We start from the raw sequence: 15,934 nt of genomic DNA, 5'->3' as shown, positions 1-15,934 counted from the left end.
GTCGACTCGAAGCGGCGACCGACCCGCGCTACAGGACTTCGTCGAAGTCCTTGTGACCGTTGATGTCGACACCCTCCTCGGTGACCTCCGCGAGGAAGACGCCGTTGCCGGAGCCGGTGTCGCGCTCGACGGCGGCCTTGACACCGCTGGCGGCGACCTGCTTGGCCTCGTCGATGGTGAGGTCGTCGCTGTACTCGCGCTCGAGCGTCCCGTAGGCGACGGTGAGCCCGGAACCGGTGACGGTGTAGTCGTCCTCCATGACACCGCCCGCGGGGTCGATGGAGTAGACGTGGTGGCCGTCGTCGTCGACACCACCGAGGATGGGGTTGATGGCGAAGAACGGGCCGCCGCGGGCGAAGTTGCCCGCGAGCGTCGCGAGGGCCTCGATGTTCATATCCTCGCCACGGCGGGCCTCGTAGAGGTTGACCTCGGCGCGGAGCGAGCGGATGAACGACTGAGCGCCACCGACCGAGCCGACGAGCGTGAGCGCGCCGCTCGGGTGGATCTGCTCGACCTTCTGGACGTTCTTGTTGGAGACGAAGCGGCCACCCAGCGAGGCGCGCATGTCCGTCGCGATGACGACGCCCTCGTCGGTGGTGATGCCGATGGTTGTCGTCCCGGTGGTGTTGACCTTCTCGGCGTCCTTCTCGGACACGTCGGGGAGCTGGCCGAGCTCCGGCTCGTACACCGCGGACTCCATGCCGTCACCCATGCTCGGGGCAGAGAATTCGTTCTGACGCATTGGCCCGGGGTACACTCGTCGCGTGCATAAAGGCACCCCTTCGGGCACCTGACGGGGAGTCGGACTCCCGATCGACGCGCCCCGGCCGGCGGTCGATGGAGGCACCGCTTCCCTGGCTGGTCGGTCGAGAAACGAGTCCTCGGAGCAGCAGGTGTGGCCGGTTCTCAGGCGGCGTTCTCGTAGGCGGTGCCGAGCCGTTCGATGACCCGGTCCATCGGCATCTGGAGCCCGGCACGCCGGACCGCCAGCGCGACGGGAAGCAGCAGGATGCCGAGCATGATGCTGAACTGGTAGAGAGCGAGCAGCGTTGCGCGGTACGCCGTATCTATCATCTTCGTACTCTGGGGGGATGCTCGGGTGTATATAAGCCTTCTCACCAGCCCGGTGGCAGTAATCCCGCCGCAGTCATGCGATTTCGATGGTCTATCACGGTCCTGCCTGCCCGGCGGTGCGACCCTGCGGAAGCGGGCGAATCACTCCCTTCGGTGACCCACCGCGTTTCCATAAGTTATGGAGATATTCCCTGTAGCGTCCGGCGACGTGCGCGGCGGCTCACGGGCACGAGACGGGCGGAATCGACGGGGAACCGGAGCTGGTCAGCCATCGTGGAGCGGGAGTTCGACCTCGAACCGGGCGCCGCGTGGCTCGTTGTCGGTGGCGGTGACCTCGCCCCCGTAGCGGTCGACCAGCGTGTCGACCAGGTACAGACCGAGGCCCTGGCCGACGCTTCCCTCGTCCTGCTCCCCGGGGCCGAAGTAGGCCTCCTTGTACTCGTCCGGGATGCCGGGGCCGTCGTCGGCGATGGTGACCACGGCGGTGTCCGCGTCGGTCTCGAGAGCCACCTCGACGGTGGGGTACTCCCGGTCGTTGTGGTCCACGGCATTGGCCAGCAGGTTCTCGAAGACGGCCGGCAGCAGGTCGTCGGCCGAGACGGTCACGTCCGGTTCGATGTCGGTCCGGATGGTCGCCTCGGGATACGTCCCGCGGGCGGTCCCGACCTTCCGAGTGAGAAGCGAGGAGACGGCGACCGGGCCGCAGGCGACATCCCCGGAGACGGACTGTGCGAGCACGCGTACGTTCTCGACGAGCTCGACGATGTCCTCGCCCCGGTCGTCGATGTGCGAGAGCGCGCTCTCGACGGCTTCGAGGTCCGGGTCCTCGCTGTCCAGTTCTTCCTCGACGAGTTCGGCACTCGCGAGCACGACCTGCATCCCGTTGAGGACGTTGTGTCGCAGCAGTTCGTTGACGAACTCCAGCGTGTCGCGCTGGCGCTCGACCTGCTCCTGGCTCCACATCGACTGGACCGTCGAGATACCGATGAGGAGGCCGGCGATGCCGCCGCCGCCGGCGGCCAGCAACAGCTCCTCGACGATGGTCACTTCCGAGAGGGCCTGCCCCTCCGAGAGCTGTGAACTCTGCAGGAGTGCCACGATGGCGACGATACCGGCCAGTCCGACCACCGTCCAGAGTCCGGCCCACCAGAGCTGCTGGGAGTCGAACTGGCTGGTCGCGAGCCAGTAGCCCGCGTAGACCAGTACCACCGAGAACCCGCCCAGGAGAATCACTTCCAGCATCGCCAGGACGAACCCCGGCGACCCGACAGCCGACGAGGTTACCGAGAGGGCACGGAAGACGATGACGTACCACAGCGAGAGGCCCGCCAGCACCACGCCGATTCCGCTGACGAACCACGACCCGCCCCCTCGCTCTATCGCTTCACGGATACGGCCCACACTCATTCGATGTTGTTCCTCATTCGACGTTGTTCCTCATTCGACGTTGTTCCTCGTGAGAAGCGCTGGTACTTCGGTCTACCGCCCAGCCGTCGGGGCTCCGGTCTCAGATGGGGAAGCCGACGAAGAGGACGGACGCGACGGCGACCCCGGCACAGAGCAGGAAGCTCGCGCCGAAGCCGACGTAGCTCCAGCGGAGCACCTTCCGGCCGTCCAGCGGCCCGAACGGGATCATGTTGAACCCGGCGAGGACGGCGTTCAGCGTCACGCCGAGCTGTCCGGCCCGGAGCAGGAACCCCCCATCCGCGAGCAGGAACACGGGGAGGAACAGCCCGGCGAGGACGACGTTCGTGAGCGGCCCGGCGAGCGCGATGCCCGCGCTCTCGCGATGCGTGATGCGGCCGCTGTGGTAGACCGCGCCGGGCGCGGCGAACAGGAAGCCGACGAGCGCTGCCGCCAGTGCGAGTCCCAGCATCGTGTAATCGGCACGGAACTCCGCGACCTGGCCGAACCGGATGGCGACGACCTTGTGTGCGAGCTCGTGGAGCAGGAAGCCGACCCCGGCGGTCAGCAGCGACAGCACCAGCAGCTCGACGAACAGGCCCGTGCCGAGGAGGCCGAGGAGGCCCGCCGGCCCGACGCCACGGCCGGACGTGACCAGCAGGAACAGGGTGAACGCCACGCCCAGCGCCAGCCACGCGACGACTAGGTCGCGCGTCTCGCGGGCGCTGAACGAGATGCCACCGCCCCGCCCGCCGGCACGAACCTCGCGCCGGCTCATAGCAGCCCCCCCACGAGCAGGTCGACGCTGTTGCGCGCCCCGGCGAGCATCAGCCGGACGATCTCGTCGGTCCCGCCGATCTCGGCGAACAGGTACGGGATGAGCACCGTCGCGAACAGGATGCTCCCGACGAACGAGCCGATGTTCGTCGCGGCGACGATGACGATGAGCCGGAACAGCGGCACGTCCAGCATGTTGCCGACGAGCTGGGGGATGGGCGTCTCCGTGTCGTCGAGCAGCTCGTTCAGCTCGGCGATATCGGCGACGTTGACGGTGAGATAGCGGAGTTCGACGTAGCCGGCGAACCAGCCCGGCGCGAGCAGCGGGTTGACGGAGGTGAGCCAGGCGACCGCCCCCCCGACGGTCGCGCTGGGCCAGTGTGCGCCCGCGAGCTTCGCGAGGCCGAACGACAGCAGGCCGTTGACGAGGAACCACGCGGCGAACAGCCGGACGAGCAGGCCGCTCGACGCGCCCGGGACGCCGGTGTAGGCGGCGACCGCAAGCAGGACGAAGAAGACGAGGAAGCCCAGCGTGAACAGGTAGCCGAATATCTTGTACGGCGAGAACCGCGAGGACTCCTGGCGCCCCACGAGGTCCTCCATCCGCGGGAGCGTCTCGGGGTTGGCGAGGTAGCGTTCGATTCCCGCCTGGTGGCCCGCGCCGACGACGGCGACGACGTGGTTGCCGGCGTCGCGGAGGCGAACGAGTTCGTGGGCGATGTAGGCGTCGCGCTCGTCGATGAGCGCCTCGGCGCCGCCCGGTGAGAACCGGCGGAACTCCTCCATCATCGCCGAGACGACGTCCGTGTCGGTCAGCTCGGCGGGGTCGAACTCCTCGATGTCCTCCGTCTCCTCGGGCGCGGTGAGCCGCAACGCCAGTCCGAGCAGGCCGGCGATACCGAGGCCGACAAGCGCTCCGACCAGCGCCGCGTCGACGACGCCAGCGAGGGGCGTTCCCGGCGGGACGAGCGGTGCGCCGCCGACCGCGCCGGCGACCAGCGCGGCGAACAGTCCGACGGTCAGGCCGACGCCCAGTCCGACGGCGAACGGGCTGGCGACGCCGAAGGCGAGGCCGCCGAGCAGTCTGAGCTTCTCCAGGCCCGACAGCCGTGCCCAGAAGCGCTGGATGGTCACCTGGATGTCGCGGTCGACCAGCGCGACGTCGATGCCGAGTTCCTCGCTCGTCTCGACGGCCGCGAGCATCTCCGCGCCCGGGCGGACGTCGAAGCGGTCGCCCAGCCGGGTCTGCACGTACGAGAGCATCCAGTAGGCGAGGAACTGGAAGACGGTGTTGCCCTGGAGCAGGTCCGCGGCGTCGAGGTCGTCGGGCGTCTCGCCTTTCATCTGCCGGAAGCGCCCCTCGTCCAGTTCGACCGCGACCACGTCCGGGCGCTCCTCCCCGATGGCGCGTTCGACCTCGTCGACACTCTCCTGTGAGACGTGGGCGGTCCCGACGACGCGGACGCTCCCGGCGTGCTCGGCGTCGCGGGTATCGTCCGCTTCGACGGCCCCGTCGGTCATGGAGTGGTCTCGCGTGGCGAGCCGCTTACACCTGTCGGAGTCCGCGGCACGTGGGCCACATCGCCACCGGGCGGTCGGTGCCGGAGGGACGGCAGCGGAAGCTGGTGGAAGGTTTAATGCTGCTGCTCCCCCAATCTAGAGTCGATGCGTGACACCGTTGCGGGAGCCCTGTGGCGGAGGGACGGCCGCCGATGACCAGGGTCCTGATCGTCGACGACGAGCCGAACGTCGTCGAGGCCTACGCGCTCTGGCTCAAGAACGAGTTCGATATCGTGACCGCGACGGGCGGTGAGGAGGCACTCGAGGCTATCGACGACACGGTGGATGTCGTCCTGTTGGACCGCCGTATGCCGACCCTCTCCGGCGACGAGGTGCTGGAGGAGCTCCGCGACCGCGGGCTCGACCCGCGCGTCGCGATGGTGACCGCCGTCGACCCGAACTTCGATATCGTGGACATGGAGTTCGACGCCTACCTGACCAAGCCGGTCACGAAATCCGACCTCATCGAGACGGTCGACCAGCTCGTCTCCCTCGACGAGTACGCGGCGGGCGTCCGCGAGCAGTTCGCGCTCGCGGAGAAGCGAGCGGTCCTCGAGATCGAGATGACCGAGGCCGAACTGGCCGAAAGCGACGAGTACCAGGAACTGGTGGCCGAGCTGGACCGTATCGACGACGAAACCGGCGACCGCGCGGGCGAGCTGAGCCACGACGCCTTCGCCGCGGCCGTTCGCGACCTCGTCGACGAGTAACCGACCGGCGGAACGCTGCGGTTCTCGCACCTACCGTCCGGTGCCGTCCGTCCTGATATCGAAGCGGGCGCCGCCCGCCTCGCTCTCCCCGACCGAGACCTCCCAGCCGTGGCTCCGGGCGACCTGCTGGACGATGTCGAGGCCGAGGCCCGTCCCGCTGTCGCTGTGGCCCCGCTCGAACACCTGCTCGCGTCGCTCCGGGGGGATACCGGGACCGTCGTCGGCCACGTAGAACCCGTCGTCGTCGAGCCCGACGTGGACGCTCACTCTCTCCCCACCGTGTCGGGTGGCGTTCCCGAGTAGATTCTCCACCAGTCGCCGGAGATGCGTGGTGTCGGCGTCGACGGTTCCCGACCCCTCGACGGTCAACGTCGCGTCGGTCGCGCCGGTGGCCGTTCGGGCGGTCTCCCAGGCCTCGCGGACCAGCGGCTCGAGGTCAGTCGGGGTCCGCTCCAGCTCCGCCGGATCGCGCGACAGCGCCAGGACATCGGCGATGAGCGACTCCATCCGGGTGTGGATCTGGTCCAGTGTGTCCAGATACTCGGCGGTCTCTCCCGCCGCAGTCTGTCGCGCGAGCGAGGTCGTGGCCATGGCGGTGTTGAGCGGGTCACGGAGGTCGTGGCTGAGCATGGCCGAGAACCGCTCCAGCTGGTCGTGGCGTTCACGGAGCGCCTCCGCGGCGGTCACCCCCTCGAGCGCCGTCGTGACCGACGCGGCGAGGGTCCGGGCCAGCCGGACATCCTCCGGGCCGACCTCCTCGCCCCGGAGGTAGCCGGTTATGATCACGCCGTGGTCGCCCAGCGGGAGGATGAGCTCCCCACCGGCCGGGGTCTCCCGGTTGTACAGCTGGTCGGTCTCGCTGGGGTCATCGAACCGCCGTAGCTCGCCGGACTGGAACGCCGCCCACGCGAGGCTCTCCTCGTCGCCGGTGAACGTGGGGGGACTGTCGAACGTCTCCGCGACGGCGTCGCTCCACGCGACCGGGTCGAGGGCGTCCCGCCCCTCGTCGTGGAGGTAGACCGCCGACAGCGGGAGGTCGAGCGCACGGACCGCCCCCTCTACGGCCACCTCGGCGACCGCCTGCCGGCTGTCGGCGGCGAGCAGGTCCTGGGTCGCCTCGTGGAGCGCCTCCAGCGTCGCCCGGGATTCGACCTGCTCGGTCCGGTCCCGGACCACGCAGACGAGACCGGCATCCGGGAGCTGCGACAGCGTCAGCGCCTGAGGGAACGGCTCGCCGTCCCGCCGGCGCCCGGTCGAGGTCCCGCTCCAGGCCCCGTCGCGCTCGAGGGCCGCCATGGCCTCCGTCTCGAGCCGTTCGACCTCGGCCTCGTCGTACAGCGACCGCCAGTTCCGCCCCACGAGGTCGTCCGGCGAGTCGTAGCCGTACACGTCGGCGTGGGCGGGGGTGACGTAGCGGTAGCGGCCGTCCTCGTCGAGAATCGCGATTCCGGCTCTCGCCGTCTCCAGGACCCGCTGCCAGCCGGCATCGGGAACGTACGCGCCGGCGCCGTCCTCGCCCCCGTCGACCCGATCCCCGACCCCCGGCCCGGCAGTCGTGTCGGGCGGCGCTCGGAGAGTGAGCGCCACCCCGCCCGGACAGGTGGCGACGGAGCCATCCAGACGTGTCCGCTCCCCGGTGGCAGCCGTCGTGACGAGCGCGACGGGGTCCGTCGACCGGCCGTGGACGAGCGACAGCACCTCGTCCGCGTCGGTCGACGGGGCGGGGCTGAGAAGGTCAGCAACCGGTCTCCCGGTGATATCGGTGTCCCCGTCGCCGACCGCCGTGCCGCCGACCAGGTCGGCTGCTCGCGGGGTGGCGTAGCGGACGGTCTCCTCGTCGTCGACGACGAGTACGGCCGCATCCTGGTCCTCGAGGAGGGCCCGGAGGGCGTCCGCCACCATCGACCGGTCGTCCTGTGTCGTCACTTCCTCGTACTGTGGTCCCCACCGTTGTCAATCTCCCGTCCATCTCCAGCCGGGTTCGACCGGCTCAGACGGTCTCCTCGTCCTCCTCGTCGTCGGTCTCGACGACCTCGATGACCTTCAGCGGGACGTTGCGGAGCGCGCCGCCGACCTCGCTGGTGGCGATGCGGCTGGCGTGCTCCTCGGACTCGGCGTCGAAGATCTCCATCTCCATCGCCAGCCCCACGAGCGCCGTGTCGGCCGCGACGAAGACGGAGTCGAGCGTCTCCCGGCAGGCCGGACAGCTCGTCGCACCGACGTTCATGTCGACGTACTCCAGGTCGGCCTCGTTGAGTCGCTTGCCGGCCTCGCTGATGGCGACGCCGATGGCGTCGTTCGAATCCTCGACGTCGCGCACGAGCCACGCGGCCTCCATCCGGACGTAGTAGTTGCTCATGGCCGTTGATGTGGTGGCACGGGGGAATTGGCTTGCGGTTCGTCGGTCGTACGTAACTGATGGTGAAGCTGCCTCTGGAGCCCTTGTGTTCGCTCGTGGTGACGGCGACAGCGACTACCGAGCCTCCTACGAAGCCCTCGCGCTCTCGGGGTGCCGGGACTCGCTGTGCTCCTCGGTCGCTTCGCTCCCTGCGGTGCTTGCGTCGTCCGGGCACCGTCAGAGCAAGCTCTGACGAGGTCACGCTCGCTTCGCTCGCGTGACCACCGCCGAGACCGCTCGCCCTTCGAGTCCGCCAGGATTTAGTTTGTGTCACGGGCGCTGTGGCCCTGCCCTTCCCCAGGTCGCGCGGCCTTGCGCGTCCGCGCTGCGGCACGCGCTTCCGGCCAGTGAGAGGTTGGTCGGCCACCCGGTTCCCCGACACACAACCCATTTGTAGCCACACGCCGCCCATCCGGACATGAGCGATTCGGGGCCGAAACAGGTGGACGACCCGGACTATCACAGCCGGAACCACACCGCGGCCCAGACCTGCGGCTGGACCGCCAACGCGCTCCGGGGCGAGGGGCGCTGCTACAAGAACACCTTCTACGGCATCCAGAGCCACCGCTGCATCCAGATGACGCCGGTCGTCAAATGCAACGAGCGCTGTGTCTTCTGCTGGCGGGACCACCAGGGCCACTCCTACGAACTCGACGGCGTCGAGTGGGACGACCCCGAGGCCGTGGTCGAGGCGAGCATCGAACTCCAGCGCAAGCTGCTGTCGGGCTTCGGCGGCAACGACCAGGTCCCCGACGAGGCCTTCGAGGAGGCCATGGAACCCCGGCACGTCGCCATCTCGCTGGACGGGGAGCCGACGCTGTACCCGTACCTGCCGGAGCTCATCGAGGCGTTCCACGACCAGGGCATCACGACCTTCCTCGTCTCCAACGGCACCCGGCCGGAGGTGCTGGCCGAGTGCGACCCGACCCAGCTGTACGTCAGCGTGGACGCCGCCGACCGGCAGACGTTCGACGACGTGGTCGGCGCGATGGAGGACGACGCGTGGGACCAGCTCATCGAGACGCTGGACGTGCTCGCGGCGAAAGACGAGACCCGAACGGTGCTTCGGACGACCGTGCTCAAAGGGTTCAACGACCACCACCCCGAGTGGTACGCCGGGATGTACGACCGCGCCGACGCCGACTTCGTGGAGCTGAAGGCGTACATGCACGTCGGGCACTCGCGCGGCCGGCTCGACCGGTCGGCGATGCCCGAACACGAGGAGGTCATCGACTTCACCGAGGCGGTGCAGGAGTACCTGCCCACCCATCCCGTCCTGCGCGACGTGCCCGAGTCACGGGTCGCGCTGCTCGCACGCGACGAGGACACCTGGGTCCCGAAACTGAAAGGCGGCAGCGAGTTCTGGAACGACGACCCGTACGACGCCAGCGCGGACTGAGACCGACCCGCTGGCGGCTCAGACCAGCCGCGCGGAGATGTCGAGCCCCACCTCGCCGGCCATCTCCTTCGCCCGGGACATCGTGGTCCCGGCGACGCCGCCGTTCGTCGTGAGGTGGGTGAGGACACCGGCCGCCTCGACACCCTGGAGCCCGGTCAGTGTCGGCGTGCAGGTCTGGACGGCCGCCCCGCTGTCACCGGGCGCCGAGGTGGTGGCCGCGCTCCAGCTATCGCTGCCGTGTCCGAGGCCGGCGCCCGAGCGACCCTTCGTGAGGAACGTCTCGCCGAACGCGACGGCGTTGCCGTAGTGACAGATCGTCTCGCCGCCGTCGACGGCGCCGATCTCGCTCGGCCCGCCGAACTGCGGCATCGCGGGGTCGAGGAGCGGCTGCACGTCGTCCGGAACCCGGACCAGCCCGAAGTCGTTGCCGACGCCGTTGCCGTTCTGGGACTGCCGGGCGTAGACGACCTCCCCGAGCTCGACGAGCTCGCCACCCTGGAGCCCATTGAGGCCCGTCGCGCCGCCGAAGGCACAGTCGATGCAGGCCCGGACCGTCACGCCGCTCGTGTCGAACGAGCCACCCGCGGATTCCGAGGCGGCCGCGCCGTCCGGCAGGAAGCAGTGACCCGCCGCGCCCAGGTAGGTGCCACCGTCGGCACCGTCCCAGATGAAGTTGGCAGTGCAGCCGGCCGTGGTGCCACCGCGCGAGATGAGCAGGAACGAGCCCGGCCCGATACCGCTCGATGTCTCGGGGGCGACCGAGGCCGCCTGGACGGTCGTCACGTCCTCCCGCTCGAGGACACCGGTCATGTCGAGACACGGGATCGGTCTGGTGCTCGACGTGTCGTCGTCAGCGGACGCGGTCCCGACGAGCCCCAGCCCGGCCGTGGCGGCGCTCGCTTTCAGTACACTCCGTCGTGTCAGCCCGTCGTGGCCATCCATCACGTCGGTGGACACGCGTTCGACCGAACCTTCTGTCGCCGTCAGGCCCCGGGAGTTTTTGTCACGGTGTCGCTCGGTGACGAGAGGGAAGCCGCCGGATCCGGCCGCCAGGAACGGCGGGCGGTGGTCGGACGCGGACGGTGGCCGGGAACACCGACGGACCGACGCGTTTTTGCGTGGGTGTCACTACCGAACCGATAGACGGCGCTGTCGCTGCATCTTCATCACGTTTCCGTTATGCATCACGGGAACGATACACTTATCGGAGTCGTTACCCTATCCGGGCGTATGGCAGAGACACGCGCCGCGGTCGGGCCCGCGGAGGTGGTCACCCTCAAGGAGCTCGCCCTGGAGGGTGCCCTCGCCGGAACGACGGTCACGTGTGCGGGGCTGGCCGAGCGGCTCGGTGCCTCGAACCAGACCGCGTCGCGCCGGCTCCAGCGACTCGACGAGGCCGAACTCATCGACCGAGAGGTGCTCAACGACGGGCAGCGCGTCCAGCTGACGCCGGACGGCGAGGCGCGGCTCCGGCGCGAGTACGCCGATTACCGCCGGGTGTTCGAGGGCGCCGACGCCGATGTCACGCTGCACGGCACCGTCACGGCTGGGATGGGTGAGGGACGCCACTACATCTCGCTCCCGGGCTACATGGAGCAGTTCGTCGACCGGCTGGGGTACGAGCCGTTCGCCGGGACGCTCAACGTCGACCTCGACGAGGAGAGCGTCCGTGAGCGCGGCCGGATGGACGCGCTCGACCCCGTCCGTATCGACGGCTGGGAGGACGACGAGCGGACCTACGGCCCGGCGTTCTGCTGGCCCGCCACCATCGAAACCGACTCCGGAACGTACGACCCGGCCCACGTCATCGCCCCCGAGCGGACCCACCACGGCGACGACCAGCTGGAGGTCATCGCGCCGGACCGACTCCGCGACGAGCTCGGTCTCGAGGATGGAGAGGAGATAACCGTCCGCGTCACGGGTGAAGAGCGATGACCCGAGCCGACACCGACACGGACGCCGCCAGCGCCGTGACCGAGTCCGAACCGGTCGAGGCCGCCATCGAGGCGTTCGAACTCGGCGAGCCGGTTCTCGTCCACGATGCGGCCGACCGCGAGGGTGAGACGGACCTCGTCTACCCCGCCGCCGCGGTCGACCCGGCGGCCGTCTCCCGGATGCGCAACGACGCCGGCGGGCTGGTCTGTACGGCCGTCTCGCACGACGTGGCCGAACTGCTGGACCTGCCCTTCCTGCAGGAGTCCATCGACCACCCGCTCGCCGCCGACCACGAACTGGCCTACGACGAGCGCTCCTCCTTCTCGCTGACGGTCAACCACCGCGAGACGTTCACCGGCATCACCGACGAGGACCGCGCGCTGACCATCCGCGAACTCGGCCGGCACGCGACCGACCCGGACCCCGATGCCTTCGCCGAGTCGTTCCGCGCACCCGGACACGTCCACCTCCTCCGCGCGGCGCCGGACCTGCTCGCTGACCGCGAGGGCCACACGGAACTCGGCATCGCGCTGGCCGAGGCTGCCGGCACCGAGCCCGCGGTCGTCGTCTGCGAGATGCTGGACGACGAGACCGGCGGCGCTCGCTCGCCCGTCGACGCCCGGCGCTACGCCGAGCGCCACGACCTCGTCTACGTCGAGGGCGCCGACCTGCTGGCCGCGCTCCGCTAATCGCGCGGCTCCGCGTTCGCCGCCTGCTCCGCTCCCGCCTCGCTCGCCCCGACCAGCGGCCGGGCCGCCACCACCAGAACCGCTCCCGCGACGAGGAAGGCCACGCCCACCGCCGCGACGGCCAGTATCGGTGACGCGAGGTCCGCGACGCGGCCGGTACCCAGTTTCAGCGGGACCCGGACCAGCGCGTAGGCCATCGCCGCCGCCGAGAGGACCGTTGCCCGGCCTGCCCGGTCGATACGGTCGTTGAGGTAGCCCGAGACCAGCGGCGCGACCGTCGCTTTGGCCGACTTGACCACGACGAAGACGGGGACGGCAACCGCGGTTACGAGTGCGGGTACCAGTGCCGCGACGGCCACCAGCACCGGGAGACCGACGACCGCGGCCCGGGTCCCGACCCGGCGCTCGAGGGCCGCCGCCCGGTCGCTGGCGACGGCGGCGACCGCGGTGAACCCGGCGTAGAGGACACCCAACAGCGCCGGCTCCGGCACCACCTCGCTCCCGGGGAGGGCCCCGAGATAGATGTCGAACGCGTCGACGGCGATGGGCTGGATGAGGTCGTCCACCGCGGAGACGAGGCCGAAGAAGAGCCCGGCGTAGAGGACGACTCCGCGCACGTCCGGTCGCGAGAGCGCGTCCCGGACAAGCGCGAGCGCCTCGCGACCGGTCGGCTCCGCGTCGGCGTCCTGAACTTCGGGCAGGCCGAGCAGCACGCCGGCACTCAGGACGCCCACGGCCGCGCCCGCGATGAACGGATAGGTCGGGTCGAGCACGTACAGCGGCCCCGCGACGACCATCCGCGCGGCCATCGCCCACTGACCGATGGCCCGCCCGCGCCCGCGGACTGCGGTGTACCGGCCCGCGTCGAGGTACTCGTCGAGCGCGTCGTAGAGCCACGCCGCGGCCGTGCCCGAAGCGAGCGTCATCCCGAGCGCCCAGAGCGCGTAGAGGGCGAGGAAGTCGGCGAACGACTGCGCGAGGACGAAGCCCGCGAGCGAGGCGGCCTCCGCGAGTCGCCCGAGCAGGAGCGCGTTCCGGCGCCCGAGCCGGTCGGCCAGCCGCCCCGTCGGAATCTCGCCAGCCACGACGAGGACCGACAGGACCGCGCTCAGCGCGGCGATCTCCGTGAACGAGAGGTCCCGTCCGAGGAGGAACAGGGTGAACACGGGCCAGACGAAGCCCGACGCCGCCGTCGCCTCGTAGAGGTAGTATCGACGGACGAGCGCGTGCCCGGGCTGGTCGGCCATCGTCCCTGCGGGCGGCCGGCGGGGACTAAACGGTTCCCTGAAACGAGTTTCAGGGGCCGACCGCTCCGACGGCCGACCGCTCTCCGGTAGTCATCCGCACGGACCGTCAACACTCATTAGCCCCCGATACGACCGTCGGGGTATGGGATTCGAGGAGATGGACGTCGACACCATCTGGATGGACGGTGAGTTCACCGACTGGGAGGACGCCCAGGTTCACGTGCTGACGCATAGCCTCCACTACGGGACCGCCGTCTTCGAGGGGGTCCGCTGCTACGATACGGAGGAGGGCCCGGCCATCTTCCGCTGGGACGAGCACCTGGACCGGCTCTACGAGTCGGCCGCCGCGCTCGACCACGACATCGAGCACACGCGCGAGGAACTGACCGAGGCCACGCTGGAGCTCATCCGCCGGCAGGACCTGGAGTCCTGCTACATCCGGCCGCTGGTCTACTACGGCTACAACTCCCTCGGTGTGAGCCCCAGCGAGTGCCCGACCGACACGATGATCGCCTGCTGGCCCTGGGGCGCCTACCTCGGCGAGGAGGCCCTCGAGGAGGGGGTCGACGTGATGGTCTCCTCGTGGCGCAAGCACCACTCCTCGCAGATCCCGACCAACGTGAAGGCCACCGGCGCCTACATCAACTCGATGCTGGCGGGCGAGGAGGCCCGTGGCAACGGCTACGTCGAGGCCATCGTCCTCAACAAGGAGGGCGACGTGGCCGAGGGCCCCGGCGAGAACATCTTCATGGTCAACGACGGGGAGATCTACACCCCCGGCCTCGCCGAGTCCATCCTCGACGGTATCACCCGGCAGACCGTCATCGACATCGCGACGGACCTGGGCTACGAGATCCACGAGGAAGCGAAAATCGCCCGCGGACAGCTCTACACCGCCGACGAGCTGTTCTTCACGGGGACGGCGGCGGAGGTCACGCCCATCCGGACCGTCGACGACAACGAGATCGGTGCCGGAACCCGCGGCCCCGTGACCGAGGAGATCCAGCAGCGCTTCTTCGATATCGTCGAGCGCCGGACCGACGACTACGACGACTGGTTCACGTACGTCTGAACCGGGGTCGCTCCGACGGCGTCCCGGAGAGACGCCTTCTGCCCGCTCGCTACCCGCTCAGGTCCTTCCGCCGGCCCCGGATGCGGTCGGCCTGCTCGGTCTGCCCGTCCACGTCCGCCAGCTGCTCGGCCGCCTCCAGCGTACGGATACCGTCGTCGAGGAAGCTCAGGATGTCGCCCGGGTACGCGTAGACGAGGTAGTCGTCGCTCATCACGTCGACGATGGCCTCCGGGCCCATGCCCTGGGCTCGGAGGTCCAGCAGGTAACTGATGAACTTCTCCTCGGGGTGGCCACAGTAGGGGTTGGACTGGCAGTCACAGTCGAGGAAGTCCTCGGCGAAGTCGAGCACGCGCTCCTGGGTCGCCTCGTCCAGGTTCGACAGGCCCTCCCCCTGGAACAGGATGTCCAGCGTCGCGCCGGAGAACGCCCCCTTCGGGAAGCTCGTCTCCAGTTGCGAGGACAGCTGGCGGTGGTTCTTGACGTATATCTTGTCCGTGATGGCCACGCTTGGGCGTGCTTGTGTGCCGAGCGGCTAAAGCGCCGCGGTGTCCGGTGTGTGTCGGTGTGTCGGGGAGAAGGGGAAGGCGTAACGTATATTCCCGACGCTGGATTACGAGAAGTTGCGTGTCCGGGTTGGGGTATTGGTATCCTCCAGGCTTGTGGTGCCTGGGAAGCGGGTTCGATTCTCGCACCCGGACTCATAACTTATTGCGGGAATAACTGGAAAATGCCCGACTTTCTGCGCTTATACCTGGTTTAAAAAATTACTGCACGCTTCATCCGGGAACCGTCGGCCCGTAGAACTCCTCGTAGAGTGCGGCGACGCGGCCCGGCCCCTCGGGCCGACGGCCGTCCCGCCCGACTTATCCCCCTGCCCCGCCTCGCGGGTGGTATGGACGCAGCGCTGGTCACCGTCGGCGACGAACTCCTCGCCGGCGACACGGAGAACACGAACGCGACGTGGCTGGCCCGCGAGCTGACCGAGCGCGGGGTCGATGTCCGGCGAGTGCTCACCGTGCCGGACATCGAGGCCGCCATCGCCGACGCCGTCCAGGAGTACGCCGACCGCTACGATGCCGTCATCGTGACAGGTGGGCTCGGCGGGACACCGGACGACCTGACGATGGACGCTGTCGCCGCGGCCTTCGACCGACCGCTCGAGGAGAACGACCTCGCGCGCGCCGACCTCGAACGGACACTGAAAGCCATCACGGACTCGTACCCGGACCTGAACGTGGATATCGAAGCCGAGGCCGCCATCCCGGCGGGTGCACGCCCGCTGATCAACGACGCCGGCCTCTCGCCGGGCGCCGTCGTCGAGAACGTCTACGTCCTCCCCGGCATTCCCGGTGAGATGCAGCGCATGTTCGAGGGCGTCGCCGAGGAGTTCGCGGGGGACGTGGAGTCGCGGGTGCTGTACACGACCGAACCGGAGGCCAACCTCATCGAGCGACTCGACGGCGTCCGGAACCGGTTCGGCGTGCAGGTGGGCTGTTACCCGGACCGTGAGGCGGGTCACAACCGGCTGAAGCTCCGGAGCGACGACCCGGAGAAGCTGGACGAGGCGACCGCGTGGCTCAGCGAGGAGGTTCGGCTGGTGGAGCCGGACGCCGACACCCACGTTGGGGAACGTGTCGGGGCGGGCGCGTCCGACGACGAGTGAGTGTCC

General features: G+C 69.3%; 16 protein-coding genes. 6 read left to right on the top strand and 10 right to left on the bottom strand.

The window, feature by feature from the left end:
• Positions 1–28: 28 nt before the first annotated feature.
• The 5 genes from psmB to NL114_RS00270 all read right to left on the bottom strand — a co-directional run bounded on the left by psmB (position 29) and on the right by NL114_RS00270 (position 4,776).
• Entirely contained in the window at positions 29–742 is a 714-nt protein-coding gene (psmB, locus tag NL114_RS00290; protein ID WP_434084101.1) for an archaeal proteasome endopeptidase complex subunit beta, read from the bottom strand.
• 164 nt (positions 743–906) lie between these two features.
• A complete protein-coding gene (locus NL114_RS00285) occupies positions 907–1,074 on the bottom strand; it encodes a hypothetical protein (RefSeq protein WP_254822810.1) in 168 nt (55 codons plus the stop codon).
• 264 nt (positions 1,075–1,338) lie between these two features.
• A complete protein-coding gene (locus NL114_RS00280) occupies positions 1,339–2,481 on the bottom strand; it encodes a sensor histidine kinase (protein WP_254822809.1) in 1,143 nt (380 codons plus the stop codon).
• A 100-nt stretch (positions 2,482–2,581) separates the two neighbouring features.
• Positions 2,582–3,256, bottom strand: coding sequence for a zinc metalloprotease (locus NL114_RS00275; RefSeq protein WP_254822808.1), 675 nt, complete (start codon positions 3,254–3,256; stop codon positions 2,582–2,584).
• Complete coding sequence (locus tag NL114_RS00270) at positions 3,253–4,776, bottom strand: TraB/GumN family protein (RefSeq protein WP_254822807.1); 1,524 nt, start codon at positions 4,774–4,776, stop codon at positions 3,253–3,255. Before NL114_RS00270 ends, NL114_RS00275 begins: the two co-directional genes overlap by 4 nt.
• 191 nt (positions 4,777–4,967) lie before the next feature.
• Between NL114_RS00270 and NL114_RS00265 the strand changes: the two genes are divergently transcribed.
• Entirely contained in the window at positions 4,968–5,525 is a 558-nt protein-coding gene (locus NL114_RS00265) for a response regulator (protein ID WP_254822806.1), read from the top strand.
• Positions 5,526–5,555: 30 nt separating this feature from the next.
• Here NL114_RS00265 and NL114_RS00260 read toward each other — a convergent pair whose 3' ends face one another.
• Both NL114_RS00260 and NL114_RS00255 read right to left on the bottom strand, forming a co-directional pair.
• A complete protein-coding gene (locus NL114_RS00260; RefSeq protein ID WP_254822805.1) occupies positions 5,556–7,451 on the bottom strand; it encodes an ATP-binding protein in 1,896 nt (631 codons plus the stop codon).
• Between the two features lie 64 nt (positions 7,452–7,515).
• Entirely contained in the window at positions 7,516–7,884 is a 369-nt protein-coding gene (locus NL114_RS00255; protein WP_254822804.1) for a DUF555 domain-containing protein, read from the bottom strand.
• Between the two features lie 457 nt (positions 7,885–8,341).
• Between NL114_RS00255 and twy1 the strand changes: the two genes are divergently transcribed.
• Positions 8,342–9,322, top strand: coding sequence for a 4-demethylwyosine synthase TYW1 (gene twy1 / locus NL114_RS00250; protein WP_254822803.1), 981 nt, complete (start codon positions 8,342–8,344; stop codon positions 9,320–9,322).
• A gap of 18 nt (positions 9,323–9,340) precedes the next feature.
• Here the strand turns inward: twy1 and NL114_RS00245 are convergent, their stop codons facing one another.
• A complete protein-coding gene (locus NL114_RS00245; protein ID WP_254822802.1) occupies positions 9,341–10,279 on the bottom strand; it encodes a hypothetical protein in 939 nt (312 codons plus the stop codon).
• Positions 10,280–10,552: 273 nt separating this feature from the next.
• Here NL114_RS00245 and NL114_RS00240 point away from each other — a divergent pair, with 273 nt between their 5' ends.
• Positions 10,553–11,257, top strand: coding sequence for a CTP-dependent riboflavin kinase (locus tag NL114_RS00240; RefSeq protein ID WP_254822801.1), 705 nt, complete (start codon positions 10,553–10,555; stop codon positions 11,255–11,257).
• Complete coding sequence (ribB, locus tag NL114_RS00235) at positions 11,254–11,946, top strand: 3,4-dihydroxy-2-butanone-4-phosphate synthase (protein ID WP_254822800.1); 693 nt, start codon at positions 11,254–11,256, stop codon at positions 11,944–11,946. The genes NL114_RS00240 and ribB overlap by 4 nt, the downstream gene beginning before the upstream one ends.
• Here ribB and NL114_RS00230 read toward each other — a convergent pair.
• Positions 11,943–13,193, bottom strand: a complete 1,251-nt coding sequence (locus NL114_RS00230; protein WP_254822799.1) for an MFS transporter — start codon at positions 13,191–13,193, stop codon at positions 11,943–11,945. The two genes, ribB and NL114_RS00230, sit on opposite strands and share 4 nt — an antisense overlap.
• A 142-nt stretch (positions 13,194–13,335) precedes the next feature.
• Here NL114_RS00230 and NL114_RS00225 point away from each other — a divergent pair, with 142 nt between their 5' ends.
• Complete coding sequence (locus NL114_RS00225) at positions 13,336–14,265, top strand: branched-chain amino acid transaminase (protein ID WP_254822798.1); 930 nt, start codon at positions 13,336–13,338, stop codon at positions 14,263–14,265.
• A 49-nt stretch (positions 14,266–14,314) separates the two neighbouring features.
• Here NL114_RS00225 and NL114_RS00220 read toward each other — a convergent pair whose 3' ends face one another.
• A complete protein-coding gene (locus NL114_RS00220; protein ID WP_254822797.1) occupies positions 14,315–14,770 on the bottom strand; it encodes a DUF5814 domain-containing protein in 456 nt (151 codons plus the stop codon).
• Between the two features lie 387 nt (positions 14,771–15,157).
• Here NL114_RS00220 and NL114_RS00215 point away from each other — a divergent pair, with 387 nt between their 5' ends.
• Complete coding sequence (locus NL114_RS00215) at positions 15,158–15,928, top strand: competence/damage-inducible protein A (protein WP_254822796.1); 771 nt, start codon at positions 15,158–15,160, stop codon at positions 15,926–15,928.
• The last annotated feature ends 6 nt before the right edge of the window (positions 15,929–15,934 follow it).

The organism is Haloglomus halophilum (genome assembly GCF_024298885.1).
GTDB lineage: Archaea > Halobacteriota > Halobacteria > Halobacteriales > Haloarculaceae > Haloglomus > Haloglomus halophilum.
Note: the sequence above shows the minus strand (reverse complement) of the source record. Positions and strands in the feature narration are given on the sequence as shown.